Below are 25,979 nucleotides of genomic sequence, written 5' to 3'. Positions count from 1 at the left end.
CTCTATCCTCTCCCCCAAGGGGAGAGGAAAACTCATGATCATCTTGGGTCTCGATCCCTCGCTCAGTTGCACCGGCTGGGGCGTCATCCGCGTCGAGGGCAGCCGGATCAGCCATATCGCCAACGGGCAGGTGAAGACCGACGCAAAGGCGCCCCTGCCCGACCGGCTTGCGCATCTCGATACCGCGCTCGCCGCGGTGATCGCCGAGCATGCGCCGGTCTGCGCCGCGGTCGAGGAAATCTTCGTCAACGACAATCCGCAATCGACGCTGAAGCTCGCGCATGCGCGCGGGGTCGTGCTGCTCGGCTGCGCGCGCGCCGGGCTTCCGGTCGGCGAATATGCGCCGCGGCTGGTCAAGAAGGCGATCGTCGGCACCGGCGGCGCAGCAAAGGAACAGGTGCAGGCGATGCTGCGGGTGCTGTTGCCCGGCGCCAAGGTCGTGGGGGCAGATGCGGCCGACGCGCTCGCGGTCGCGATCTGCCACGCGAACCATCGCCCGCGACATTGAACGTCGTCACCCCGGACTTGATCCGGGGCCCATGCGGCGATGGATGCCGGATCAAGTCCGGCATGACGAAAGAGAAAGTGGGCTTGATGACGAAGGGAAATTGATTCCCTTTTCGTTCTCCCCGCGTTAGGCACGGGGCATGATCGCGAAACTGTCAGGACGGCTGGATAGCAGCACCGCAGGCCATGCCGTGATCGACGTCGGCGGCGTCGGTTATCTGGTCGAGGCGTCGGCGCGCACGCTCGACGCATTGGGCCCGGTCGGCGGCGACGTCACCATCCATACCGAAATGCTCGTCGGCGAAGATTTCCTCCGCCTGCTCGGCTTTGCCAAGGCCGAGGAACGCGACTGGTTCCGCCTGCTCACCAGCGTCCAGGGCGTCGGTGCCAAGGTCGCGCTCGCGATCCTCTCGGCGCTTGAGATCGGCGACCTGCAACGCGCGCTCGCCAGCAGCGACAGCGCGATGATCGCACGCGCCAATGGCGTCGGGCCGAAGCTGGCGCAGCGGATTACGCATGAACTGAAGGACAAGGCCGGCGCGCTCGGCGGCATCGCGGGCAGCGGGGCCCATTACGCCGCCGCTACCCCCGGCCCGCTCGCCGACGCCGTCACCGCCCTCACCGGCCTTGGTTTCAAGCCGGGTGAAGCGAGCAGCGCGGTGGCGGCGGCGAGCGAGGAATTGGGCGCGGACGCCAGTCTCGATGCGCTGGTTCGCGTGGCGCTCAAGAAAACGGGCAAGTGACGGACCGCATCCGCAACGCATCCTGCCGCTGCGGTCAGGTCCGCATCGCCTGCACCGGCGAACCGATCCGCGTGTCGGTCTGCCATTGCCGCGAGTGCAAGGCGCGGAGCGGTAGTGCTTTTGCCGCGCAGGTTCGTTTCCCCGCCGAGCAAGTCCGCACCGAAGGCGAGCCGAAGATGTGGCAATATACCGGCGAGAGCGGCAACACCGCCGACTTCTTCTTCTGCGCCATCTGCGGTTCGGGCGTCTGGTACAGGGCGCGTCCCTATCATGACGCTTATGCAATACCGCTCGGCAATTTCGAACCCGGCCACGGTTTCGTGCCCGACTATTCGGCGTACGAAGACCGCAAGGAGCCTTGGGTTTCGATCGCCGGCGAAGGGATCGAACATTATGACTAGGCGCCGACTTTCTTTTTTCGTCACCCTGAACTTGTTGCAGGGTCCGCGGCAACGCACGAACTCTCTTTTCGCCCTCGGTCGTTGCTTTGGGATGCCGCAAAATGACGTGTGATCCAGAGGATTTACCACTTCTGAGAATGGCGGCGCTGGAAGAAATAAAATCGCTTACTGAATCACGCACCCTGCTGTTCGATGAACACTCTCACGCGTTCCGGTGGCTGACTGCTTCGCTGTTAGCAATTAATGCGGGTGCCGCAGTAGCGGCATTAAATACCGAATTCTTGTCGGCGCATTCAAAAATCGTAAGCGGCGCATTTTTCGGTGTCGGAATTCTCGTCGCATTGCTGATCGGTGTATTAAGCCAGCAACAAAAACGAAAATTGTTACCAATCGTGCAGCGGCAAATCGGTTATTGGATGACTGTCGCCGATGACGGTGAACGATCGGAAGAACTCGAGGCCGCCATAGCTGCAGAAGTTAAGTCAGCCACCAAATGGGCTTGGACCGTACCTGCGACTGGCTGGGTTTCAGCTCTGATATTTTTGGCCGGAATTATGGTAATGGGTAATGGCCTTATCGCCCAAGAACGAGAAGCGTTAGATGTCAAAAGTATTCAGCGGGATAGGTAAACCCGGCGCGATTGCGGATGGCGTCGTGACCGACCTCACCACCCCCATCCGCACTCCCGAGGACGCCGACGCCGCACTGCGGCCGAAGTCGCTTGCCGAATTCGTCGGGCAGGCGGCAGCGCGCGAGAATTTGCGCATTTTCATCGAGGCAGCAAAGGCGCGCTCGGACGCGCTCGACCATGTGCTCTTTTATGGCCCGCCCGGGCTCGGCAAGACGACGCTGGCGCAGATCGTCGCGCGCGAACTGGGCGTCGGGTTCCGGTCGACCAGCGGCCCGGTGATCGCCAAGGCGGGCGACCTCGCCGCGCTGCTCACCAATCTCGAGGATGGCGACGTCCTGTTCATCGACGAGATCCACCGCCTGTCGCCCGCGGTCGAGGAGATCCTCTATCCCGCGATGGAGGACCGCGCGCTCGACATCATGATCGGCGAAGGACCGTCGGCGCGCTCGGTGCGGATCGATTTGCCCAAATTCACGCTCGTCGGCGCGACGACGCGGCAAGGCCTGCTTACGACGCCGCTCCGCGACCGCTTCGGTATCCCGGTGCGGCTCAATTTCTACACGCATGGCGAACTCGAACAGGTCATCACGCGCGCTGCGCGCCTGCTCGCCCTGCCGATCGCATCCGACGGCGCGCTGGAGATTGCGAAACGATCGCGCGGGACGCCGCGTATTGCCGGACGCCTGCTGCGCCGCGTGCGCGATTTCGCGACGGTCGCGGGGCATCCTATCGTCGATGCGAAGGCTGCCGATGCCGCGCTCAACCGGCTGGAAGTCGACGCGCTCGGGCTCGACGCGATGGACCGGCGTTACCTGACGATGATCGCCGATATCTATCGCGGCGGGCCGGTCGGGGTCGAGACGATGGCGGCAGGACTGTCCGAACCGCGCGACACGATCGAAGATGTGATCGAGCCCTATCTGCTGCAGGTCGGGCTGATCGCGCGGACCGCGCGCGGACGCATGCTCAACGCAAGCGCGTGGAAGCATCTGGGGCTCAACCCGCCCGCCGGATCGCAGGACGGCTTGTTCGATAACGGCAAGTAGCCGTTCCCCTGCGAAAGCAGGGGCCCATCACCGGATGTCGCATCCTTGCGCGAACGATTGGGGAATCCGCAACGGCAGGTGATGGGCCCCTGCCTTCGCAGGGGAACGGGCCAAAATCGAAACGGGCGAAAATCCGCCGCTTTCCTCCACCAAACGGCCCTCATCTGCGACGAGCCGTTTATGAGGGCTTTGCGACGAGTCGAAGCCCCGCTATCGGTCAGGACAATGGTAATTGCCCCGCCTCCCTTCATTCCCGGCGCCTTCCTCGGGGCCGAACATCATTTCCGGGCGCGCGTCTATTTCGAGGACACCGACCTGTCGGGCATCGTCTATCACGCCAATTACCTGCGCTATATGGAGCGCGCGCGCTCGGACATGCTGCGGCTCGCGGGTATCGACCAGCGCGCGGCAATGGAAGCGGGTGAAGGCAGCTGGGCGGTCACCGACCTCACGATCAAATATCGTAGCCCCGCGCGGCTCGACGACGACCTTCTCGTCGTCAGCACGGTTCAAGCCGTGCGCGGCGCGAGCGTGATCATTGCACAGCGCATCTTTCGCGGAACTGACACGTTAAGCGGCGAGACGTTGACGCCAGCGATATTGACGGACGCGCAAGTCACCGCAGCCTTCCTGTCGCCCGAGGGCCGGCCGCGCCGCCAGCCCGCAGGGTGGGCCGACCGATTTACCGCCATCATGAATGGAGAGACTTTCCCTTGCTAGACAATATCTCGCTGGCCGCCGACGCGGCGACCTTGTCCCCCGTCGCGCTGTTCCTGCAGGCCGACATCATCGTGAAGGCGGTAATGATCGGGCTGCTGCTGGCCTCGATCTATGTCTGGGCGGTGATTTTCACCCATGGCCGCAGCGTCAGCAAATTGATGAGCGCGTCCGAACGCTTCGAGCGCGATTTCTGGCGCGCCGACAATATCGACAAATTCTTCGACAAGAACGGCAGCGAAGAATTGCCGAGCGCCAAGGTGCTCGGCGCCGGGATCAGCGAATGGCGCCGGTCGACCAAGACCAAGAATGTCGACCGCGACGGCACGCGCGAACGGCTCGGTATCGCGATGAACAGCGCGGTCGCGGGCGAAGTCGACCGCCTCGCCGAAAAGATCGGCACGCTGGCGACGATCGGCTCGGTCGCGCCCTTCGTCGGCCTGTTTGGCACCGTGTGGGGTATCATGCGCAGCTTCACCGCGATCGCGGCGGAGAATAACAGCAGCCTCGCAGTTGTCGCACCGGGCATCGCGGAAGCGCTGTTCGCGACCGCGATCGGCCTGTTCGCCGCCATTCCCGCAGTCATCGCCTATAATGCCTTTTCGCAGCGCTTGAATCGGCTTGAATCGCGGCTTGGTCGCTTCGCCGACGGGCTGCACGCGACCTTCAGCCGGGAACTCGAGGTCGAAGCCTGATGGCGATGAGCGGCCCCTCCGGCGGCATCGGCGGACGGCGCGGCCGCGGCACGCGCCGCGCGCCGATGGCCGAAATCAACGTCACCCCGCTCGTCGACGTGATGCTCGTGCTGCTGATCATCTTCATGATCACCGCGCCGTTGCTGGCATCGGCCGTACCGATTGACCTCCCCGAAAGCCGCGCGAAACCGGTTGAGACCGAGGACAAGGAACCCGTGCAGCTGTCGATCAACGCCGACGACACGCTCTATATCGGCGAAGAGGTCGTGCCCGAGGCCGAGCTTCCGGCGCGGCTCGACGCGATCGCGCGCGAGAAGGAGGGCGGCGATAAGCCCCGCCAGATCATGCTGCGCGCCGACAAGGGGCTCGACTATGGCCGCGTGATGCGCGTGATGGGCGAACTCAACCGCGCCGGCCTGACCCGAATTTCGCTGGTGACAACGGGGTCGGAGGGCGCCGCCGACAGCGCACCCGCTGCGGTCACCGACGGTTCAGAAACGCGGCCCTAGGTTGAGATGATGGCCGAAACACGGGCAGTTGGGGGGAATGAAGGACGCGGCATCGCCATCGCGGTGGCGGCGCATGTCGTTATCATCGGCCTGCTCTCGGTCCAGTGGACCGCGGGCGACCGGCGCTTCGACAATCCCCCGATGGAAGTCGACCTGATCGCCGAAACCGCGGTGCAATCGACCGCGCCGGTGATCAGCGAAACCCCGCCCGCCGCGCGGCTGGGTGAAGAGGAAGCTGTCGACATTGCAGCGCCCGAGCCAATGCCGGCACCGCCGCTGCCCGAACCCGTCGTGCGGCCGACACCCGCCCCAACGCCCAAGCAGGTCGCGCGGCCGAAGCCCGCGCCGGCGAAGCAGCCACCTGCCGCGCAAAAGGCGCAGCCCAAAGCTGCGCCTAAAGCCCCGCCCGCAAAAAACCGCCCCGCCCGCCCGACCGGGCGCCTCGACGGCATCGCCGAGGGGCTCTCGAAGTCGCAGCCCAAATCACCCGCGAGCAAAGGCGCCCCCGCTGCAGCAACCGCCGCCGAAGTCCGCCGCTCGATCGACGTCAGCATCAAGTCGGCGGTCGCGCCGCGGTGGAACGGCTGCCGCATTTCGGGGGTCGACGTCGACCAGCTCAAGACCGTCGTAAAATTCCGCCTGACCCAGTCGGGCGCGCTCGCGGGTTTCACCAGCGTCACGACGTCGGGCGAAAACGACAGCAACAAATTCCAGATACAGCGCCATCAGGAATGCGCCAAACGCGCGGTGGAACTCGCCGCACCCTTCGACCTGCCCGAGGAAAATTACAGCTTCTGGCAGAATTACACCCTCGATTTCATCAAGAGGTAAGAGAAATGTTCCTCCGTCCGATCAGCTTGTCGCTCGCCCTGCTGCTGACCACCGCCCCAGTGCTCGCGCAGACCGCCCCGACGCCCCCGGCTGTCACCCAGACCGAACCGCGCGAGACGATCGAGGGCACGCTGTCCCAGGACCGTACTATTATCGCGATCCCTGCGCTGGCAACCGCCTCGGTCCAAAACGTCGCCGGGCTGCGCACCGACAGCCTTGGCCGCCAGATCGCCGAAGTCATCGCCGCCGACCTTGAGCGCAGCGGGCTTTACGATCCGATGGGCCCCAGCGGCATTCCCGCGATCAGCCGCGCCGAGGTGCAGGCGCCGCGCTTTGCCGAATGGCAGGCGCGTAACGCAGAAAATGTCGTCCACGGTTTTGTCGATGCCGGATCGAACGGCAGCCTCGTCGTTGGATGCTATCTCTACGACACTGCACTCGGCAGCGAGCTTGTCCGCAAGGGGTTCGAGATCCAGCCCGGTGACTGGCGCCGCGCCGCGCATAAATGCGCCGACGCCATCTATTCGCGCCTGTCGGGCGAAGCGCCCTTTTTTGACAGCCGCGTCGCTTATATCGCCGAGAGCGGCCCGAAGGGGAACCGCATCAAGCGCCTCGCGATCATGGACAGCGACGGCGGCAACCACCGCTTCATCACCAATGGCCAGGCGCTCGCGATCAGCCCGCGTTTCTCGCCCGATTACAAAAAGATCGTCTACGTCAGCTATTTGAACAACCGCGTCCGCGTCTTCATCTACGACGTCGCGGCGGGCTCGCAGAAATTGGTTACCGAAAGCGGCAACGCGACCTTCGCGCCGCGCTGGTCACCCGACGGCACGCAGATCCTCTATTCAATGGCGGTGAACGGTAACACCGACATTTATCGCATTTCGGCCAATGGCGGCACCCCGGTACGCCTGACCAACACCCCCGGCATCGATGTCGGCGGCAGCTTCTCGCCCGACGGCAAGAAGATCGTGTTCGAAAGCGACCGGTCGGGCGGTCAGCAAATCTATACGATGAACATCGACGGGTCGAACCAGCAGCGGATCAGTTTTGGCGGCGGCCGCGCGGCGACCCCCGAATGGTCGCCGCGCGGCGACCTGATCGCCTTTACCCGTATGGGCGGTGGCGAATTCCGCATCGGCGTCATGACCCCGTCCGGCGGCGGCGCGCGGATGCTGACGAACAGCTGGCAGGACGAGGCGCCGACCTGGTCGCCGAACGGCCGCGTCATCCAGTTCTTCCGCACCACGCCGGGCCGCGAAGGCAAGTCGAGCCTTTGGCAGGTCGACCTGACCGGGGTGAACATGCGGCGCCTTCCAACTCCGCAAGACGGATCGGATCCGAGCTGGGGTCCGGTACTCCCCTGAGGAAAACCGGAACCAAAAAGGCGCGATCGGGTTCAACTATCGCGTCCTGAACGGGCCAATTCGGCCGCACGAATATTTTCAACAACAAGAGGACAGAGACATGACGATACGCAAAAGCACCGCTATGATCGCGGCGATCACCATGCTTGCTGTTGGCGCCTGCGCGAAAAAGGCCCCTGACACGCTCCCCCCCGCCCCCGAAGGCACGGGCACCGATACGGGCGCCGGCACCGGCACGGGCGTTGTCCCCGGATCGCAGGAAGATTTCCTCGCCAGCGTTGGCGCCATGGGCGACCGCGTTTTCTTCGACTATGACCAGTATAATGTCGATGCGCAGGATCAGGCGACGCTCCAGACGCAGTCGCAGTGGCTGCAGCGTAACCCTGCCGTCCGCGTCACGCTCGAAGGCCATGCCGACGAACGCGGCACCCGCGACTATAACATCGCGCTCGGCGAACGCCGCGCGAACGCCGCGAAAAACTATCTCGCCTCGCTCGGCGTCGACCCGTCGCGGATCAACGTCATCAGCTATGGCAAGGAACGTCCGGCAGAGCTCGGCTCGACCGAGGAAGCCTATGCGAAGAACCGTCGCGCGGTGACCGTCGTCATTGGGCAATAAGCGGCCACAGCGGCACCGCGGCCCATGCCGCGGTGCACGCAAATAATCCGAAGGGGACCGGTCGCTGAGAAAGCGGCTGGTCCCCTTTTCGTTGCGCAACGAGTGCCCAGACGATGCCGCCGAAGCTGGCTAGGAGCAGCATCAACGGCAGCGCCTGCCATCCGAGCCACGCGCCGATTGCTGCGACGAGTTTGGGATCGCCGCCGCCCATTGCGTCTTTCAGCCGCACGCGGCGGTAAAATTCGGCAATGACGGCGAGCGTCAGGCCGCACACGACCGCGCCAACCCAGCGGTCCATCAGCGATGTTTCCAGCATCGGACCGGCTATCAGCAGACCGACGATGCCAAGCAGCAGGTTGAGGCAGTCGGGGAGCCAGAAATGGCGCGCATCGAGGAGGGCGAGCGGCAGGAGTAGCCAGCCGAACAGGGCCCAGAGCCAACCCGCGGTTCCCGGTGAAAGTGCGAGGGCTACAATCCCAATCAGTGTTGAGCCCAGTTCGACGCGCCAGTGAAAGGGATCGATCGCCGCGTTGCACGTCCGGCACCGCCCGCGCGACGCGAAGTTCGATAACAAAGGGACAAGATCCAGGGCGGTAAGCGGTCGACCACAACCGTCACATTGTGATCGCCCCAGCACCGAGCGCCCCGCGGGCCAGCGCAGCACCAGCGTCGCAATGAAGCTGCCGAGGACCAGCCCGATCATCGCGGCAAAGGCGACGGCCATGCCGAAGGGCAAGGCATCGAGAAAGGTCACGTCAGAAGCGGCCCGAGGTCGCCAGGACGAATCCGCCGGGCCCGGGCTTGAAGCCCAGCACCGCAAGTGCGCCAGCCATTGCCGGGTCGCTGTCGACATTGATCGCGAACTGAGCGCGATACGCGCCGTCACCGTCGAACAACAGGGTCAGTCGCTCCATACCCGATTGGCTGGCGAGCGCCGCCTGTGCACGTCCCTTCGCGCACGTCAGCGGCCCCGACAGGCCGCGCGACAGATCGAGCCCGGCGATCGGCGCAGTAACCGCGAGCTGGATGCGGCCCGCGGCGCTGGCGCATTTGCCCGCGCCGTCGAACCGCACCGTCGCCCCTTCGAAGCGGATCGTGTCGATGGGGATCATGCCGAGCCCGCCCGATATCGACGTGGTGCCGCTGACATCCGATATCCCGCGCGGATTGCTGCCATGCAGCCGTCCGGCGAGCGCCCCGAGCCGGTCGTCGGCGCGCGAGAAAGCGAGGTCGACACCACCGCCAAGCAGCGCGAGCGGCGACAGGCTGGCGCGCACCGTGCCGAGCGGCAAGGCGCCGAGCCGCGGGTCGACCAGTTCGCCCGACCAGACCGACCCACGCACGTCGCGTGCGCTGATACCCGCATCGGTCGCGCCCGAAAGGTTCAGCGCGAGCCGCATCGGAAAGGTCGCGATGATCAGGATCAGCGCAAACAACAGCGCGGCAAGCCCCCAGCGTCGCCGCGCGCTCATTGACCGCCCTTTCGAAGCTCGGCAGTCAGCCCAACGGTGCCGTCGGCGGCGGGGGTGATCGTCAACTGGTCGATGATGAAACCCTGCCCCTCGAGCGAGGCGAGCCAGTCGGTGAGCACCGTCGCGCGCGCGGTGGCGATCGCGATCGTTGCCTGCCCCGCGCCGCGTGCTTCGTTGCGGTCGAGCGTCAGTCCGATCTCGCCCGCCGATTGCGCAAGATATTGGTCGATCTGGGCCGCATCAACCGTCGCGGCGACCGATTTGGCCGGACGCTGTGCGAGCAATTGCACTTTCGAGGAGACGCGGCCCTCGCGTTCGATCGCGGCGCGGTGCTGGCTTTCGAGATCGATAAATGCCGCGGCCATGGGGCGGCCAAGTCCCCACAGGACCACCCCCAGCGCGAGCACGCCGGCGATGCCGACGAGCCAGCGTTCGCGCAGCGACAGAGCGATCCACCAATTTTGCAATCTCTCGGTCATGGCACCGCCCGGATCGTGATATTGGCCATCTGCTGGCCGTCGCTGCCCGCCATCGGCTGCGCGGTGACGCGATAGCCGCGCGCCTGCAGCGCCAGCAGCACCTGGTTGATGTCCTCGACGCGCGGCGCGGCGAGCGTCGTCGTCAGCGTACCGTCAGTGCGGTGCGACAGCGTCTTGAGCGTTACGCCCGGCGCGTCGCCCATCGCGTCGTACAGAGCCGATGCTGGAACCGAGAAGGCGAGCGGCCCGCCGCCGGCAGCGGCCAAGCGGCGGTCGAGTTCGGCTTCGGCTGCGGTCGCATCGGTCGCGGTCACGCCGGCCTTCTTCGCCATCGCGACGACCGCCTCGTCGGCGCGGCCGGTGTCGGACGACAGGCGCACTGCATAGATGATCGGAATGAGCAGGCTGACGGCGACAAGTGCGATGGCAAGGCGCTTCGCCAGCCGGAGCATCGCCGGGTCGACCGACCAGCGACGTTTGGGTTTCCACCCACCGCTCAGCAGGTCGAGCGGCGGCGCTGCGAGCGTCAGCAACAACGACTCGCGCATCCGGTCGGCATCGAGCGGCAGCGCGGCGTGCCCACCCGCGATCAGCGGATCGAGTTCGGGATCGGAAACATAGGCGCGGTCCGCCGTGCGGACGATCCGCTCGCTGCCAACCTCGGCCATCCACAGCGTATCGGGTTCTGGCGGGGGCACCGCCGCTGCCGACGGGATGATCGCCGCCGGCGTCAGGCCGCGCGCCTTCATCCAGTCGGTCCACGCGGTCATGGCGGCGTGGGTCGTCACCGCAACCGGGACCGCCTGCCCCTCGCCTGCGGGCTGGCCGGCGACGACATGCAGCGCCGCTGCATCGCCCAGACTGTTCTTCAGCGCGTCGATGCGCGCCGCGGCGGCGGCCTGTGCGGGCGCGGCGTCGGGATAATGGAGCCAGCGCAGCGGGACGTCGGCCGCCGGCGCCAATGCGATCAACCGGTCGTCGGGGCTGTCGTCGCGCGGTTTTTCCCACGCATCGACCCATCCATCGTCTTGTCCGCTATCGACAACCACGCCGTCGTCAATGCGCAGCCAGGCGGCATCGCGACCATCGCCTTCGCCAAGCGTAGCCACCGGAGGCAGCCAGAGAACTAGCGTGCGCGTCATGTCAGTCGCTCTCGCCCCAATCGCGGCGCACGATCACTGGCGGCGTTACGCCAGCGGACGGCGCCCCGCCATTGGCATCGATCAGCGAAACTGCGGTCAAGAAACCGTCCCCCATCGTCACATTCGTCATCAGCGTGAGCCAACGGCTGTTCACGCCAGCCTGTTCGGCCACATCGGTCGGCGGTTTCCGTCCTTCGAACGGCCCCGCCTCCCAGAATCGTACGCTGCTGCCATAGCCGCCAGCAGGGCGCGCCGCTAGCACCGCCCGCGCTTTCGCCACACCGATCTCGCCGGGCACCAGCATCGCGACCAGCGGCGCCTGTTCGGGCGCGAGCGTATTGACGTTGAGCTTCACCGGATCGGTCACCGGCAGCACGCAAATCCAGGGCTTCAGCCGCGCATAGATTTTCGGCGTTACGCCGCGCACCGCGCGCAGTTCGCTGACATCGGCCATCTTGCGGTTCGCGGGCAGATAGGCGCCCTGCATCCCGCGATAGGCATTGTCCTCGGCGCCGAGCGGCCCCTCGTTGCTATCGCTGTCGATCCAGTCGGCGGCCGCGCCCGCTATTGCCTGCGCCTGCCCCGGCTCGATCCCGAGCAGGGTCATCAATTCGCCGAACTGGCGCATCGAGCCCGACCGCTGGCTGAACCGCCCCGGCACCGTCTCGGCGACCAGGCTGTTGAGATTGAAGCAATTGTTCGCGTCGGTCAGCTTCGCGCGCCCCTCGCCGCCGGGAAGCGGCAGCGTAAAATCGCGCCCGAGCCAGTTTCCGGCGAGCGTCAGCTTCGCGGGATCGCGTCCGACGAGGTCGGCGACGCGGCGCAGCGCGATCTGTTCGGCGGCAAAGGCAAAGGCCCGGCCCTGATCGACCGTCGCCGCGCTGCCCGCGATGCGCGTCGCGAGGGTCAGCCGGTCGAGCGCGGTCGCCGCGATCACCGCCATCACCGCGACGAGCAGCAATACGGTAAGCAGCGCCGCGCCGCGTTCGTCTTTCGCGCGGCGCCTCACGGTGTCGGCACCCCTTGGACCGGCGAAAGCGGCGGCGTGGGCGCCGTTAAGAAAAGCATCGTCAGCGCCTCGCGGCCGGTGCGCGCCATTCGCACCTCGACGGCGCGCGGCAGGCGGTCGCCCGGCTCCGAACTCCAGACCTCGCCCCAGTTGCCGCGCTCGTCGCGGTATCGCACCGCGACGCTGGCGACGTCGGCAATCAGCCTGTCGCCCTCGCCGAGCGCCGTGCCGTCGAGCATCGGCTGCGTCGCGCGCCGCCACTCGTTGCCGACGCGCGCATAGGCAACGCGCTCGATATTGGGGCGCGGGCCGCCGTCTTGCGAACCCGCCCCGCCATGGACAAAGGCAAAGCCGGTCGACGATCCGATGAAGGCCGGAACCGCCTCGCCCGCCGGCCCGCGCGTCGAACGCTGCACCGCCTGCGCCAGATCGTTCGCCATCACGGCGCGCAGCCGGTTGATCCCGCCCATCGCCTTCAACCGTTCCTGCACCGCATCTTGCGTATCGACGCTGCTGCGAAGGAGGCCGACCCCCATCGCCGCGATCGCCGCGAAGATGGAAAGGGCGACAAGCATCTCGACAAGGGTGAAGCCGCGTTCGTCCCTCATCGCGACGGCCGGATGATTGTCAGCACCGCCTGACCGCGCCCGCTTTCGGGACGAACGAGCAGGTCGATGCGTAGCAAGCTGTCGTCGGCGGTTTTTGAGACGCGCTGTTCGACACGCCAGTTGCGTCCGGCGTTCGCGACCCCGATCGCGCTATTGCCGATCGTCGGCGGCGCGGGGTCGGTCCAGAGTTCGACCGCACGGTTTTGCGCTACGATGCCCGCCATCGTGCTTTCGTCGAGATCGCCTGCGGTGCGCACGGCATAGGCGTCCAAGCGGACGAGCGCGAGCGCGGCGATGCTGATGACGCTGAGCGCGACGAGCATTTCGAGTAGGGTGAAGCCCCCTTCGCCGGACGGCGAAAAACTAACGCCGTCATTGCCCACGGCTGACCTCCCCGGTCGCCGAGACACGCACGATCTCGCGCGCGTCACCGCCGGTCAGCACCATTGCTTGCGGGGTCGGGCTGATACCCACGCGGTCGAACAGGATGCGCGCCGCGCCTTGCCCGTTGCCCGCCGAAAAGCGCACATCGCCCGGCCAGTTGCGCTGTTCGAAGGCGCGTCCCGGCAGCGGCTGCCATTCGCCCGAAATTCGCCGTTCGAACCCATAGCCCGACGGCGCAAAATTGACCGCGACACTGCGCCCCTCGATCACCGCGACATCGCGCGCGGCGGCGAGGCGTGCGGCGAGGCGGTCGGCCTCGCTGCGCACGGTGCGTTCTTCGCCGGGAATAGTGAGCACGACGGCCGTCGCGGCAAGCGCCATGATCGCCAGCACGACCATCAGTTCGACGAGCGTGAAGCCGCCCTGCTCGCGACGCGTCCGCGCCTTAACCGTCGCTGCGAATATCCGCATTGTCGTCGGTCCCGCCGGGGGCACCGTCGGCACCGAGCGACCAGACGTCGAACGCCTTTCCGTTCGGCCCGGGCGCCTGATAATTATAGGGGCGGCCCCACGGATCGGCGGGCAGCTTCTTGATATAGCCGCCGCGGCGATAACGTTCGGGCTGCGCAAGCGCGGCCGGCGCCACGGTCAGCGCATTCAGCCCGTCGGTGGATGCGGGATAGGTCAGATTGTCGAGGCGATATTGCTCGAGCGCACTTTCGAGCGTCGCGATATCGGCCTTCGCCTTGGTGACCATCGCCCGGTCCTGGCTCGGCAGGACGTTGATCATCACGACGGTGGCGAGCAGCCCGATGATGAAGATGACGACCATCAGTTCGGTGAGCGTGAAGCCGCGCTCGTCCTTCTTGCGGGGCGGACGGGCCGGGTCGAGCATCAGGCGGATGAAGAGCTGCATGAGGGACATTTATTATAGACCTGCAAGGTTCTGCAACTGAAGGATCGGAAGCAGAATGGCGAGGATGATAAGGGCCACGCACGACCCCATAACGACAATTATGACAGGTTCGAGAAGCGCCATCGAAGCGGCCGTAAAGCGGTCGAATTCGCGCTCGAGATAATCGGCGGCGCGTTCGAGCATTTGTTCGAGCCGGCCCGCGCTTTCGCCGCTCGCGGTCATGTAAACGAGCAAAGGCGGGAAGACCCCCGCATCGCGGAGCGCCGCCGACAGGCTGCCGCCAGCGCGCACCTGATCCACGATCGTCGCGGTTGCGCCGGCGAGCGCCGCGTTTCGAATCGTCGGCAGCGTGAGTCGCAGGCCATCGACAAGCGGCAGACGGCTAGACACCATCGTCGACAGGGTTCGGGCAAATCGCGCCGCATAAAGATCGCGCAGCAGGCGGCCGAAGAGCGGCAAGCGCAGCAGCCGCGCATCGACGCGCGCCTTGAACGCCGGGCGGCGCATCGCGGTGACCCAGCCAAAGCTTGCCGCAGCAATCAACAAAGCGACCAGCCACCACCAGCTGGCGGCAAAGCTGGAGATCGCAATCACAGCGCGGGTCAGGAAGGGAAGCTGCTGGCCGACGTCGGTGAACTGCTCGACGACGCGCGGGACGACGAAGATCATCAACGCGGCAACGACGCCGATCGCGACGACGGCGAGCACGATCGGGTAGGCGAGCGCGGCGATCAGCTTGCCGCGCACCTCGGCTTGGCGTTCGAGCAGGTCGGCGAGGCGCGCGAGGATCGTCGTCAGGCTGCCTGTCGTTTCGCCCGCTGCAACCATCGCGCGATAAAGCGGCGGAAAGCTGCCCGGCTGGCGCCCCATCGCGTCGGCGAGGCGGCGGCCCTCAAGCAAGCCGGCGTGGACGTCGCCAACGATATTGCGCGCGCTTTCGGCCTCACTCTGGCGGGAGAGCGTGCGCAGCGCCTCTTCGAGCGGCGCGACCTCGGCCAGCGTCGCGAGCTGGCGGGTGAACAGCGCGAGTTCCTTGCTGCTCAATTTATTCTTGCGGAAAGCGAGCAACGAACGGCTGGCGGGTTTCGCGCCCGCCGCCTCGACCGCAACGATATGGAATTTCCGCCGCATCAGGTCGGCGCGCGCGGCATCGTCGTTAGCGGCGGTCAGCCGCCCCTTGCGCTCGCGGCCCTGGGGATCGATCGCCACATAGCGATAATCAGGCATCGATTTCCTCGCGCCGCGCGATGCGGATCGCCTCCTCGGCGGTCGTCAGCCCCTTCGCGACCATCGCGCGTGCGGCCGAAGCGAGCGTCGGCGATTTCAGAAAGGCGTGGCGCGTGATCATCGCCTCGTCGCCGCCGTTGTAGATGTAGCGACGGACGGTCTCGTCGACCTTGATCGCCTCGAATACGCCGATGCGACCCTTGTATCCGGTGCCATTGCACTGCTCGCAGCCCTTGGGTCGCCAGATGACGGTGCCGATGTCGAGCCCTAGGATTGCGGCGACGCTGTTATCGGCCTGCACCGGCTCGCGGCAATGGTCGCAAAGCTTGCGGACAAGCCGCTGAGCTAGAACAGCGCGCAGCGTCGAGGCCAGAAGGAAGGGTTCAACCTTCAGATCCTTGAGGCGCGTGATCGCGCCAACGGCGTCGTTCGTGTGGACCGTCGAGAGCACGAGATGTCCCGTCAGCGAGGCCTGCACCGCGATGTCGGCGGTTTCGCGGTCGCGGATTTCGCCGACCATCACGACGTCGGGATCCTGGCGCAGGATGGCGCGGAGGCCCGCGGCGAAATCGAGCCCGACCTTGCTGTTAACCTGCGTCTGGCCGACGCCGTCGACGGCATATTCGACCGGATCCTCGACCGTCAGGATATTGCGCTGGCCGTCGTTCAATTGCTTTAGCGCGGCGTAAAGCGTCGTCGTCTTGCCCGAGCCGGTCGGACCGGTGACCAGAATGATTCCATTGGGCTCGGCCAGCGCCTCGCGCAATATCTGGTCGGCGGCGCCGGACAGGCCGAGGACGTCGAAATCGATCCCCGCCGCATCCTTGTCGAGAATACGCATCACGACGCGTTCACCCGCGCGGCTGGGGAGCGTCGAGACGCGAACGTCGACGGCTTTCCCCGCGAGCGTCAGCCCGATGCGGCCGTCCTGCGGCACGCGGCGCTCGGCGATGTCGAGCCGCGCCATCACCTTGATGCGGCTGACGACGACGGGGGCGACATGCGGCGGCATGCGCAAATGCTCGCGCAGCACGCCATCGGTGCGCATCCGCACAACGAGCCCGCTTTCATAGGGTTCGATATGAATATCGCTGACCCCTTGCCGCACCGCTTCGGCGATGATCGCGTTGATCAGGCGGATCGCGGGCGCATCGTCGGCACTGTCGAGCAGATCCTCGGCGCTCGGCAGCGTAAAGTCGATATCGCTTCCGTCGAGCGACCCCGCCATCGCGGCCGCCGAGCTGTCGACGGCATAATGGTCGGACAGCAGCCGGTCGAAATCGGCGATGCTCGCGGTCGCGACGCGCAGCGGCTGCGCGAGATAGCGCTTCACTTCGATCAGCACCGCAGGATCGGCATCCTCGCGCAATGTGGCGAGCCAAGCGCCGCCTTCACCCCGCGCGATGACAACGCCATGCGCGCGGGCAAAGCCGTAGGGAATATCGACCGGCGCCGGGGAGACGGCGATCGGTTCGGGATCGGTCACGGATAGTCTCCGGTCGGGGGTGCGGGCGCCTGTGAAATCGAGGGCGGAACGTCGGTCGTCGTCACGCTGCCGTCGGGTCCGCGCAATTCGGGCAGGTTGACCGGACCGACGGTGATGTCAGTGGGGGTCGCGGGGGTCGGCACCGGCGGCACCGCACCCAGATAATCGCGGACGAGCGTATCGATCGCGGGTTCGACATCAGGGTTCCGCTGGAGCTGGAAGTCGCGAATATAGCCATAACGGCGCGCGGTGAGCGCGGCGTTATCCTCGCGATTGCGCAGGATCGTCGGGCGGATGAAGACCATGAGGTTCGTTTTCGAGCGCGTGCGGCTGCGCGATTTGAACAATTCGCCGAGCAGCGGAATGTCGCTCAATAGCGGGATCCGCTCTATCGTCTTGCGCTCATCGTCGTTGAGCAGGCCGCCGATCGCGAGGATTTCGCCGTCGTCGACGGTCAGCACGGTTTCGAACGAGCGCTTGTTGAGGATGAGGTCGCTGTTGCGCGACGACACGGGCCCGGCAACGCTCGAGACCTCCTGACGCAGGAACATCTTCACTTCGCCCGCACCATTGACCTGCGGGGTCACTTCCAGCTTGATCCCGACCTCTTCGCGCTGGACGGTGCGGAAGGCGTTTTCGAAATTGTCGCCCAGCTGCTCGCCCGTGGTGATCGGAACGTCCTGGCCGACGAGGAATTTCGCCGCCTGATTGTCCAGCGTCACGATATGCGGCGTTGCGAGCAGGTTCGAGGTCGTGTCCGACTTCACGGCGTTGATGATTGCGCCGAAGATCGTGTTCTTGCCGATGTCGCCCGCGAAACCCGCAAAGCCACCCGTAGCGGTCAGGAGCGAGGCCGCCGCCGCTTCCTGCAAGCTGTTGCCGAGCGAGCTGTTCGTCTGGGTCACCGTCGTGGTGCCGTTCACCGTCGTCGTCTGCTGCCCCAGCTGATTTGCCGCATAGGCGCCACCAAGCGTCAGGATATTCGGCGAGGCATTGCTGTAGCTCGTCGCAACGAACGGAATATTCTTGCCGCCGAGCAGGAACTGAACGCCGAGGCGTTTCGCGGCATCGTCACCGATCTCGACAACAATCGCCTCAACCAGCACCTGCTGGCGGCGGCTGTCGAGCTGGCGGATCAGTTCGCCGAGCATGCGCTGCACTTCGCTATTCGCGGCGACGATGATTGCGTTGGCGCCCTCGTAGCGCGTGATGATCGCGGGGCCGCGGGTCGAGATGCTGCCGGTGCCGCCGCCCCCGGTCGACGTCGGCGCAGTGGTCGCCGCCGCGACCGGGGCAGAGTTGCTCTCGCCGTTCGACGACGAAGAAGCGGGCGGCAGGCCCGCCTTTTGCACCGGATCACTGCCGCCGCCGATCAGCTGCTGCAGTGTCGGCAACAAAGTTTCAGCATTGGCATGTTCGAGCCAATAGACGCGGAGTTCGGTCCCACCTGCTGCTTTCGCGTCGAGGTCGTTCGCCATCGATACGAAGCGCGCGACCATCGCCTGATCACCCCTGAGGGCGATCGCATTGCTGCTGTCGATCGGCACGATCGCGACGGGCTTTTGCGCGCCCTCGCCCGCGGTCGGCACCAGCGCCTGCAGTGCCGCTGCGATTTCGCGCGCACCGGCGTTTTTCAGCGTGACGATCTGGCTGGTCGAGCTGTCGCGGTCGATGCTCGACGCAAGCGCGCGGATACGGCGGATATTGTCCGCAAAATCGGCGACCACTAGGCTGTTGGCATTGCGGTTCGCGGTCAGCGAGCCCTGCGCGCTGACCAGCGGGCGCAACGTTTCGACGGCCGAGACCGCATCGATATACCGCAGGCGGATGATTTCGGTGACGAACTGATTCTGCGCCGCACCGCTGCTGCCGATCCGGCCGGGCTGTGCCGCGGCGCCGTCGATCGGCTGGACGCGGTAGCTGCCGTTGGGTCCGGGGACCGCGACGAGCCCGTTCGAACGCAAGGTCGCAAGGAATATCTCGAAATATTCGCTGCGCGACAACGGCCGGTCGGTGACGACTGACACCTTGCCATTGACACGCCCGTCGATGACGAAGGTGCGCCCGGTGATGCGCGCCGCATCCTGGATGAAGGCGCGGATGTCGGCATCGCGGACGTTGAGCGTGTACTGGGCGAGCGCCGGTCCCGGCATGGCGGAAACCAACGCGGCGGCGAGCATCAGGGAAAGTTTGAGGCGCATGGGTCTCTATTGTTTCGAAAGGAAAATGGCGACGGGCACGACGCTGGCGCCGCGCTCGACTTCGAGCGCGATACGCGCGCCCGGCGTAAGCTGGTTGGCGAGCGCGGCGGCGTCGCTCGCCGAGCCGATAGGCCGGCCGCCGACCGAGCGGATAACGTCGCCGGGGCGCAGGCCCGCGGCGCGAAACGCCGCGCCGTCGCCCTGCGGCTGGACGACGATTCCGGTGACGCGACCCTCTTCGGTACGCGGCGCAAAGCCGACGCCGGCCTTGATCGCTGCAGGGGTCATTTCGCCGCTCGCGCTCGCACCGCCGGGCGCTGCACCGATCTCGGGCGTCGGCGGAGGCAGCGGGCTTGCAGCGTTCGCAACGGGCGCCTCGCCGCTCTGGTCGAGGAACAGGCTTTCGCGCGCGCCGCCACGGTCGAGCAGCACATGGTCGAAAGCGACGCCAGCGAGCTTCAATCCGGGGGCGATCTCGTCGCCGACAGCGTAGCTGGTCTGGATCCCGTCCTCACCCGCGATGATCGCCGAGCCGCCACCCGTCGCCTCGTTGAGGTTGATGCCGAAGAGCGTGAGCCCCGCCGAAGTGACCGTCGCCGCGGCGGGCCCCTGCGCGTTGCCGCGAAAGAAGGGATCGAGGCTGGTGAAGAGCGCGCGGCGTTCGGCGGGCGAAGCGATGACCGCCGCCTGCGGTTCCCAGGCGCCGAGCGGCGACAGCGGGGTGAGCAGCGTCCAGAGCAAACGGACGCATTGCCAGATGAGCAACGCGCCGAGCAGGCCGATCAACAGCATCGGCCAAATCTCGCGGGGCGACCGCCTGCCGCCCCGCAGCCACGCGGGCAATCCGCGCGGCAGCCGAACGGCCGATCCGGACATCAGCGTCGCCATGAAATTGTCCCTGTCCCCCAGGCTGAAAAAAACGTCTCGCGAATCGCCTACGGGCGATTGGTGACAATCAGTTGACTAGGAGATTACAGTTTTTTGACATTCGGGCGAGTCCGGTAGTGACCCGATCAATCTCCTCCCTGTGCCAGTGGCATGGGGAAGCGGCAGTCTCGAGGGGACTGACGGAGGGGCTATTGGCGCTGTCGGCCCCTCCACCACCCGCTTCGCGGGCGGCCCCCTCCCCGCCGCTTTTCGGCGGGGAGGAATGGCGCCTCAAAACTTCAACGACGCGCTGAGCGAGAAGGTCCGGCCCAGCTTGTAGCGGTTGAGGAAAATGCGGTTGTCGCCGAATTCCTGCACCTCCTTGTAAGTCCGGCCGGTCAGGTTGCGCGCCTCGAACTTCAGTTCGATTTCCTTGTTCAGCAGGTTGAAGCCCTGCCGAGCCACGAAATCGACCGAGATTCCGGGCTTTTCGCGAATGTCGGGCTGCTGCGACGGACCGCGGCTGGTGACGCGCGGGCTGGCATAGGTGACGAGGATCGTCTGCTGCGACAGCTTGTCCTGATCCTCGAGCCCAATCTGGAAATTGACGATATGGTCGGACTGACCGGTGAGCGGCGAACCATCGAAGAAGAAGTCGGCGGCGTTCAGCGTCACGCCGTTGATCACCGTCGTATCGCCGTCGCCGACCTTAATTTCCGACTTGGTATAGGTGTAGTTGCCGATCAGCACGAGGCGGCGGCTTTGCCAGAAGGGCGCATCCGACATGGTGTCGAGCGAGAAATATTTCTGCACCTCGACCTCGGCGCCATAAAGCGTTGCTTTCGGCGCGTTGGCAAAACTTGAGTTGGCGACTGAATCGGTGCTGATCGAGGTGAAGGTTTCGATGGGCCGGTCGATCGACTTATAGAAACCCGCCAGCGTGAAGCGCTGGTCCTTGGCGAAATACCATTCGTAACGCACTTCGGCGTTCCACAGCTCGCTGTCGGTCAGCGACGGGTTGCCGCGGAACTCGCGGTTCGATTCGGGGTCCTGATAAACTTGCGCGATCAGTTCGCGGAACTGCGGACGCGCAATCGTTTTCGACCCGTTGACGCGCAACTGCATATCGGGCGCGACTTCCCAGGTCAGCGTGACCGCAGGGAGCCAATAATCATTGTTCAGGTTCGTCGTGACGATCGCGCTGCCGCCCGTGTTGAACAGGTCGATCGGGGTCACCGTCTGCTTGGCTTCCTCGTAACGGACACCGGCATTGATGTTGACGCCCGGAATGATCTCTGCCTGCACCTGGCCATAACCCGCGTGCGTCGTCAGCGCCGCATCGAAAGCGGCGGTGCCGTCCTGCGCCGATGTTTCGAGCAGCGAGATGTCGTAAAGCTGGATCGTCGCGTCGGAGAGCAGGTAATCGGGGCGCAGCTGCTGGACCGCAATCGGCAGGTTCGACCCGCGGAACTGGAAAGCCCGGCGCACCGCGGTGCGGCTGGTATCGCTATAAGCATAGCCGACCGTCGCGGTGATGCGCGGCGCCAGTTCGTATGACAGGTCGACGCCGCCCGACCACAGATCTTCGTTCAGGTCCGAAAAGGCGATCGTCGCATCGCCGCGGTTGCCGCCAAGGTCGTTGACGAACTTGTCGCCGACCGGATCAACGTCGGTGGGAAGGTTGGTGCGCACATAGGTAAATCCACGCTCATAGGGCGCCTCGCGCTGCGAATTGGCATAAGCACCGCGCAGGTCGAGCTGGAACCGGTCGAAATCGAACTCGGCGACAAGCTGCGTGTTGATGAGCTGGCGTTCGTACCACGCCGTGTCCTGCTTCAGAATGTCGCGCTCGGTCTGGTTGCGGTCGCGGCCGAGGCCAAGACGCGCCTGCTTGAGCGTGTCGCGGATGAACAAATTGGTCCAGCGGAACTTGTGATCGCCCAGCTCAAGCCCGAAACCAAGCAAGCCGTTCACGACGATACGATTGTCGGTGATGACACGGTTATAGCTCGTCTGCGGTTCGCCCGACAGATCCTGGTTCAGCGACGTCTGTTGCAGCGTGTCGCGCGTGCGCCACTTGTTGCTGATCCCCATCGTCGCGATGATACCCAGCTCGCCGTTGGGCAGCGTGATCGTCGTGCCGCCGGTGATGCCCGCCGACCAGTTGATCGGGATATGATCGTTCTGCTGAAGCAGGCTCGTCTCGGCGTTGACCAGCTCCATCTGGATCGCTTCGAGGTCGTCCTGCGAGAAATCGGCGCCCTCGAGGATCGGCTTGCCGCTGGCAAAGGCCGCCTTCAACAGCGGCGGGACATCGCGCGTGCCATCGTCAAAGCCCGTCCAGTCGGTGTCGCTGCCATAATAGGTATAGCCAAGCTCGTTCGTCGTCTCGCTGTCCCAGCCGATGCCGCCCGAGAAGGTCAGGAAGGTTTCGCGCGGGGTCGATTTGGTCGTCAGGTTGATCACGCCGCCGCCGAATTCGCCGGGGAAGTTCGCCGAATAGCTTTTCTGAACGAGCGTCGAATCGATCACGTTCGACGGAAAGATGTCGAGAGGAACGACGCGCTTCAGCGGTTCGGGGCTGGGCAGCGGCGAGCCATTGAGGAGCGCGAGAGAATAGCGATCGCCAAGGCCGCGGACATAGACGAAGCCCCCGCCGACGACCGACAGGCCGGTCACGCGCTGGAGCGAACCGGCAATATCGCCCTCGCCCGTCCGCGCAATGTCGGCCGACGACAGCACCGAAACGACTTCGGGCGTCGCACGCACGACATTGGGGGTGAAACGGCCGGTGACGACGATTTCGGCGTCGGCGCCGCCCGGAATCGAAACATCGGCTTCCTCGTCCTGCGCGGCATCGTCGGCCACAGGCTCTTCGGCCGTGACCGGCGCCGGATCGGCGCTGCTGTCCTGCGCAAGCGCAGCAGGAGCGACAAGAGCGGAGCTAAGGAGGAGCAGGCTGGCGAAGATCGGCCGCTTGGTCATGGAATATGTCCCCAGGGATATTGTCAAGAAGGGAGCGGGCCGACCGTTGCTGGCAGCCCGCTCCCCAAATTGGATCGCGAGCGATCAGGTCGTCGGGATGGCGGTGCAGCTGCCGCTCGACGTGCCGAAATCCGCGGTCGCCGAGTTACAGGTCCAACCCTGGTACCAGGTGTCGTTCGCATCGCGGACGGCGCCGACATAGGCCGTTGTGTCGAAGAAGGAGGCGATCGTCTTCGCATCAAACGGCGTGAAGCCGGTTTCGGTCGCCCCATTGACGAACAGGTTCGTCAGGCTGGGAACATAGTTCGAACGGTTGTTCGTGCCAGCTTCGAAGATCGCCTGCACTTCGGCATTGGTGACACCGTTCGAGCCGCGGAACGGGGTTGCGTTGCACTGGAGCGACATCGATTCGAAGCGCGGCGGACCCTGTTCGTCGGGACCGGTCGTCTGCGTCGACGTGGCGCTATCAATACGCAGGCAGCTGAGCCCCGGCGCAATGATCAGGCCGTTCGCGAACGTATAGTCGGCGCCGCCACGAAGACGGATCGCCGCACCGTTACCTGCCGCATTGTTGCGCTGGATATAGGTGAAGTTCGACAGGGCGACGCGCTGGCGCGGCGTCGTGTCTTCGTTGCCGTCCGAGTCGATTTCCATCATCGAGTCGCCGATCGTGCCGCCGGCGCGCTGGACGCTGATGACATATTGGATATTGCCCTGATACCCGACGTCGGTGTCGAGGCCGTCGTCCTCGGCGCCCGTGACGACCAGATGCTTCATGTTCACGCGGCCGCCGAACACTTCGGCGCCGTCGTCCGAGCTGTTGTGGATCTGGATATGGTCGATCTGCGTGCCCGAACCGACGCCCGACGGCGTCAGGCCCTGAAGTTCGCTGTTGGCCGACAGGACAAAGCCCGAATAGCGGATCTGGACATAGGACATGCGGCCCGAATTGTCGTCCGCGGTGGCGCCGCCATAGAGCGCGCCCGACGCGCCTTCGGTGTTGCGTTCGCAAGCAGCGGTGCCGGGGGTCGCAGCAGGCGCAAGGCAGTCGGTGATCGGCGCGCGGCCGAGCAGGACGACGCCGCCCCACAGCTGCGACGTGCTGTCGGTCGCGCTACCGACGACATTGCCGCGGCCGGTAAAGACGATCGGCTGCGTCGGGGTGCCGACCGCGTCGATCTTGTTGCCGCGGTTGACGGCAAGGAAGGACACGCCGGTGCCGCCGAAAATGGTGACGCCCGGATCGATCGTCAGCGTGACGTCGGCGGGATCGCCCGCCTCTTCGGTCGCGCCCTGGTCGGTGCCGACATCGACACGGCCAGGAAGCGAATAGATCACGCCGGCGACCTTGGGGATCGCCGTGGTCGAATTGAAGCGCGCGGGGAAGCCGCAGTTGCGCCACGTGCCTTCGTTGCCCGTGATCGTACCCAGGTCGGTCAGCTGATCGGCACCGCCAATCGTCGGGCAGCTTGCTGCCGGCGTCACCGCCGTCGGGGTCGGAGTGGGCGTCGGGGTGGGCGTCGGCGTCGGCGTCGGCGTCGGCGCGGGGACGACGATCACGCCTTCGCCGGGAGAGGCAACGCCGTCGGCGCCACATGCGGCCAGAATGGAACACGCCACGCCGCTAAGCATGACCAAACGAATGCGTGCGAAAGCCGCCATGAAAATCTCCGTTCCCGGTTCGCGCCCTGCGGGACGCCCCTGATGAAAAATCACCGGCGAACGAGAAGAGATATGCTGACTCGCCCCCGGTGACGTCGCCACTAGGGTGATTCGATGACGGTCTGACGCCAGAGCAGTGACAGTTACGTGACGCTTTGGAGTCGGTTGGATGACAAAGGTGGCGCCGCTAGGGGCGGCTAGCTCGCACCTGCAAAAATAAAACCCGCGAAGCTCGCTTGCATCGCCCGAAAAGCTTTGCTAGGCGCCCGCTCCTACCTGGTGCCGGACCCGTCCGGACCATCATGATGTGCGGTCGTGGCGGAACTGGTAGACGCGCAACGTTGAGGTCGTTGTGGCCGAAAGGCCGTGGAAGTTCGAGTCTTCTCGACCGCACCATCATAGCCAGTTTCTGGCTCATTTTCAGTGATCGGGCGGAAATGGCAAATAGCCCGCCACCCATCGGTTCGCGGATTCGAAGCGCCAGCATCTGTCCCGACCTTTGAAATAGCCCGGCGGTTGCCCTAATGCGAGCCGGCGAACCGAGTTGCAGGTGGGAACTGGAGCGCTTCCTTGGCACCAACCTTCTCATCCGGACCAGCCGCAACATCCAATTGACCAACGCCGGGCGCGATTATGTCGACGCGGCGCGGCGGATCATCGCCGATCGCGCTGTTCTTCATGGAAGAATATCCGGACGTCACCTTGGACCTGATCATATCCGACCGCATTGTCCCTATGGTCGACGAACATAGCCCGCCATTTCGTTTATCCGCGCCAGGGTCTGCTTCCGCTCAAGGTCCGCGCCTTCATCGACCGGGCGACCCCGCGGCTGCGCGCCGCTTTGCACGGGATTCGACTGCCCCAGACCAGCGACACCGCGCGGCGGACCTGATCGCGCCATATTTTGTAACCATCATGGCCTTCACAACGAAACCCGCAGCAACAAGTTTGAACCGGCTCGTCGGCACATGGCGTATGAACGATCCGCGAAATGAGAAAGACACCAGAGATGGCAAGACAATTTCTCCAGGCCTTGATGTCAACGGCGCTTGCGCTCGGCGTGCAGGCAGCGCCCGCTTTGGCCGCGGAAAGCCTCGACGCGCCAGCGGCAACGCGATCGACGCCGGTTCCCGTCCCTGCCGGCATCACCCGCACCGACCTGCAGCGGCACGACCTGTCGATCGCCGGCCATGAGACGGTGCAGGCGCGCATCGACATCGCGCCCGGCGCCGTGGCGTCCTGGCATCGTCATCCCGGCGAAGAGCTTATCTATGTCGTCGAGGGCACGCTCGAATATCAGCTCGAGGGCCAGGCGCCCGTGACGGTGAAGACCGGCGAGGTTTTGTTCGTCCCCGCCGGGGTCGCGCATATGGCGCGCAATCGCACGGCCGCCAACGGCGCCGAGCTCGCAACCTATATCGTCGAAAAGGGCAAGCCGCTGCTTGTCCCCGCCAACGACATCGCGCCATAAT

At 65.3% G+C, this 25,979-nt stretch carries 28 protein-coding genes and 1 tRNA gene; 13 read left to right on the top strand and 16 right to left on the bottom strand.

Annotated features, from left to right (window positions below):
* Nucleotides 1-34: 34 nt before the first annotated feature.
* The 11 genes from ruvC (at nt 35) to pal (ending at nt 8,069) form a co-directional block, all read left to right on the top strand.
* Entirely contained in the window at nt 35-508 is a 474-nt protein-coding gene (ruvC, locus tag SKP52_RS04260) for a crossover junction endodeoxyribonuclease RuvC (RefSeq protein WP_039572114.1), read from the top strand.
* A 139-nt stretch (nt 509-647) separates the two neighbouring features.
* Nucleotides 648-1,250 (top strand): Holliday junction branch migration protein RuvA, encoded by a 603-nt coding sequence (ruvA, locus tag SKP52_RS04255; protein ID WP_039572110.1) that lies wholly within the window; start codon nt 648-650, stop codon nt 1,248-1,250.
* Complete coding sequence (locus tag SKP52_RS04250; protein ID WP_039572106.1) at nt 1,247-1,651, top strand: GFA family protein; 405 nt, start codon at nt 1,247-1,249, stop codon at nt 1,649-1,651. Before ruvA ends, SKP52_RS04250 begins: the two co-directional genes overlap by 4 nt.
* Nucleotides 1,652-1,788: 137 nt before the next feature.
* Entirely contained in the window at nt 1,789-2,280 is a 492-nt protein-coding gene (locus SKP52_RS25945; protein ID WP_148309025.1) for a hypothetical protein, read from the top strand.
* A gap of 25 nt (nt 2,281-2,305) precedes the next feature.
* Entirely contained in the window at nt 2,306-3,328 is a 1,023-nt protein-coding gene (gene ruvB / locus SKP52_RS04245) for a Holliday junction branch migration DNA helicase RuvB (RefSeq protein WP_039579751.1), read from the top strand.
* A gap of 225 nt (nt 3,329-3,553) precedes the next feature.
* Nucleotides 3,554-4,048, top strand: a complete 495-nt coding sequence (locus SKP52_RS04240) for a YbgC/FadM family acyl-CoA thioesterase (protein WP_039572103.1) — start codon at nt 3,554-3,556, stop codon at nt 4,046-4,048.
* Complete coding sequence (gene tolQ / locus SKP52_RS04235; protein ID WP_039572102.1) at nt 4,042-4,740, top strand: protein TolQ; 699 nt, start codon at nt 4,042-4,044, stop codon at nt 4,738-4,740. Before SKP52_RS04240 ends, tolQ begins: the two co-directional genes overlap by 7 nt.
* Nucleotides 4,740-5,249 carry a protein TolR gene (gene tolR / locus SKP52_RS04230; protein WP_039572100.1) on the top strand — a complete coding sequence of 170 codons (510 nt, stop codon included), beginning with the start codon at nt 4,740-4,742 and terminating at the stop codon, nt 5,247-5,249. Before tolQ ends, tolR begins: the two co-directional genes overlap by 1 nt.
* Before the next feature lie 6 nt (nt 5,250-5,255).
* Nucleotides 5,256-6,080, top strand: coding sequence for a hypothetical protein (locus SKP52_RS04225; RefSeq protein ID WP_228383820.1), 825 nt, complete (start codon nt 5,256-5,258; stop codon nt 6,078-6,080).
* Between the two features lie 5 nt (nt 6,081-6,085).
* Nucleotides 6,086-7,450 carry a Tol-Pal system beta propeller repeat protein TolB gene (tolB, locus tag SKP52_RS04220; RefSeq protein WP_052207798.1) on the top strand — a complete coding sequence of 455 codons (1,365 nt, stop codon included), beginning with the start codon at nt 6,086-6,088 and terminating at the stop codon, nt 7,448-7,450.
* Between the two features lie 100 nt (nt 7,451-7,550).
* A complete protein-coding gene (pal, locus tag SKP52_RS04215) occupies nt 7,551-8,069 on the top strand; it encodes a peptidoglycan-associated lipoprotein Pal (RefSeq protein WP_187337280.1) in 519 nt (172 codons plus the stop codon).
* On the opposite strand, the gene SKP52_RS04210 is transcribed toward pal, so the two are convergent.
* The 15 genes from SKP52_RS04210 to SKP52_RS04140 all read right to left on the bottom strand — a co-directional run bounded on the left by SKP52_RS04210 (nt 8,056) and on the right by SKP52_RS04140 (nt 24,507).
* Complete coding sequence (locus SKP52_RS04210; protein ID WP_228383819.1) at nt 8,056-8,823, bottom strand: prepilin peptidase; 768 nt, start codon at nt 8,821-8,823, stop codon at nt 8,056-8,058. The genes pal and SKP52_RS04210 overlap by 14 nt on opposite strands.
* A gap of 1 nt (nt 8,824) precedes the next feature.
* A complete protein-coding gene (gene gspN / locus SKP52_RS04205; protein ID WP_039572095.1) occupies nt 8,825-9,541 on the bottom strand; it encodes a type II secretion system protein N in 717 nt (238 codons plus the stop codon).
* Nucleotides 9,538-10,020 carry a type II secretion system protein GspM gene (gspM, locus tag SKP52_RS04200; RefSeq protein WP_039572093.1) on the bottom strand — a complete coding sequence of 161 codons (483 nt, stop codon included), beginning with the start codon at nt 10,018-10,020 and terminating at the stop codon, nt 9,538-9,540. Before gspM ends, gspN begins: the two co-directional genes overlap by 4 nt.
* On the bottom strand, nt 10,017-11,162 hold the full coding sequence (gspL, locus tag SKP52_RS04195) for a type II secretion system protein GspL (RefSeq protein WP_039572090.1): 1,146 nt from the start codon (nt 11,160-11,162) through the stop codon (nt 10,017-10,019). The genes gspM and gspL overlap by 4 nt, the downstream gene beginning before the upstream one ends.
* A gap of 1 nt (nt 11,163) precedes the next feature.
* Complete coding sequence (gene gspK / locus SKP52_RS04190; protein WP_039572087.1) at nt 11,164-12,171, bottom strand: type II secretion system minor pseudopilin GspK; 1,008 nt, start codon at nt 12,169-12,171, stop codon at nt 11,164-11,166.
* Entirely contained in the window at nt 12,168-12,779 is a 612-nt protein-coding gene (gene gspJ, locus SKP52_RS04185) for a type II secretion system minor pseudopilin GspJ (protein ID WP_039572084.1), read from the bottom strand. The genes gspK and gspJ overlap by 4 nt, the downstream gene beginning before the upstream one ends.
* Nucleotides 12,776-13,162: a type II secretion system minor pseudopilin GspI gene (gene gspI / locus SKP52_RS04180; protein WP_039572080.1), complete on the bottom strand. Its 387-nt coding sequence runs from the start codon at nt 13,160-13,162 to the stop codon at nt 12,776-12,778. Before gspI ends, gspJ begins: the two co-directional genes overlap by 4 nt.
* Nucleotides 13,152-13,634 carry a GspH/FimT family pseudopilin gene (locus SKP52_RS04175; protein ID WP_039572076.1) on the bottom strand — a complete coding sequence of 161 codons (483 nt, stop codon included), beginning with the start codon at nt 13,632-13,634 and terminating at the stop codon, nt 13,152-13,154. Before SKP52_RS04175 ends, gspI begins: the two co-directional genes overlap by 11 nt.
* Complete coding sequence (gene gspG, locus SKP52_RS04170) at nt 13,609-14,088, bottom strand: type II secretion system major pseudopilin GspG (protein ID WP_039572073.1); 480 nt, start codon at nt 14,086-14,088, stop codon at nt 13,609-13,611. Before gspG ends, SKP52_RS04175 begins: the two co-directional genes overlap by 26 nt.
* A gap of 3 nt (nt 14,089-14,091) precedes the next feature.
* Nucleotides 14,092-15,306: a type II secretion system inner membrane protein GspF gene (gspF, locus tag SKP52_RS04165; RefSeq protein ID WP_039572071.1), complete on the bottom strand. Its 1,215-nt coding sequence runs from the start codon at nt 15,304-15,306 to the stop codon at nt 14,092-14,094.
* Entirely contained in the window at nt 15,299-16,792 is a 1,494-nt protein-coding gene (gene gspE, locus SKP52_RS04160) for a type II secretion system ATPase GspE (protein WP_039572068.1), read from the bottom strand. Before gspE ends, gspF begins: the two co-directional genes overlap by 8 nt.
* Nucleotides 16,789-18,993 (bottom strand): type II secretion system secretin GspD, encoded by a 2,205-nt coding sequence (gene gspD / locus SKP52_RS04155; protein ID WP_039572064.1) that lies wholly within the window; start codon nt 18,991-18,993, stop codon nt 16,789-16,791. The genes gspE and gspD overlap by 4 nt, the downstream gene beginning before the upstream one ends.
* A 6-nt stretch (nt 18,994-18,999) precedes the next feature.
* On the bottom strand, nt 19,000-19,881 hold the full coding sequence (locus SKP52_RS04150; RefSeq protein ID WP_039572062.1) for a type II secretion system protein N: 882 nt from the start codon (nt 19,879-19,881) through the stop codon (nt 19,000-19,002).
* Between the two features lie 270 nt (nt 19,882-20,151).
* Nucleotides 20,152-22,845 carry a TonB-dependent receptor domain-containing protein gene (locus tag SKP52_RS04145; protein WP_039572059.1) on the bottom strand — a complete coding sequence of 898 codons (2,694 nt, stop codon included), beginning with the start codon at nt 22,843-22,845 and terminating at the stop codon, nt 20,152-20,154.
* 84 nt (nt 22,846-22,929) lie between these two features.
* Nucleotides 22,930-24,507 (bottom strand): hypothetical protein, encoded by a 1,578-nt coding sequence (locus SKP52_RS04140; protein ID WP_039572055.1) that lies wholly within the window; start codon nt 24,505-24,507, stop codon nt 22,930-22,932.
* Nucleotides 24,508-24,816: 309 nt separating this feature from the next.
* Here SKP52_RS04140 and SKP52_RS04135 point away from each other — a divergent pair.
* Nucleotides 24,817-24,903 (top strand) — tRNA-Leu (locus SKP52_RS04135).
* A gap of 125 nt (nt 24,904-25,028) precedes the next feature.
* Here SKP52_RS04135 and SKP52_RS26725 read toward each other — a convergent pair.
* Complete coding sequence (locus SKP52_RS26725; protein ID WP_228383818.1) at nt 25,029-25,187, bottom strand: hypothetical protein; 159 nt, start codon at nt 25,185-25,187, stop codon at nt 25,029-25,031.
* A 356-nt stretch (nt 25,188-25,543) separates the two neighbouring features.
* On the opposite strand from SKP52_RS26725, the gene SKP52_RS04130 reads away from it, so the two are divergent.
* The gene (locus tag SKP52_RS04130) at nt 25,544-25,978 is read left to right on the top strand and encodes a cupin domain-containing protein (RefSeq protein ID WP_052207797.1); all 435 of its coding nucleotides are present in this window, start codon (nt 25,544-25,546) and stop codon (nt 25,976-25,978) included.
* Nucleotide 25,979 lies beyond the last annotated feature (1 nt).

The organism is Sphingopyxis fribergensis, from assembly GCF_000803645.1.
Taxonomy (GTDB): domain Bacteria; phylum Pseudomonadota; class Alphaproteobacteria; order Sphingomonadales; family Sphingomonadaceae; genus Sphingopyxis; species Sphingopyxis fribergensis.
Note: the sequence above shows the minus strand (reverse complement) of the source record. Positions and strands in the feature narration are given on the sequence as shown.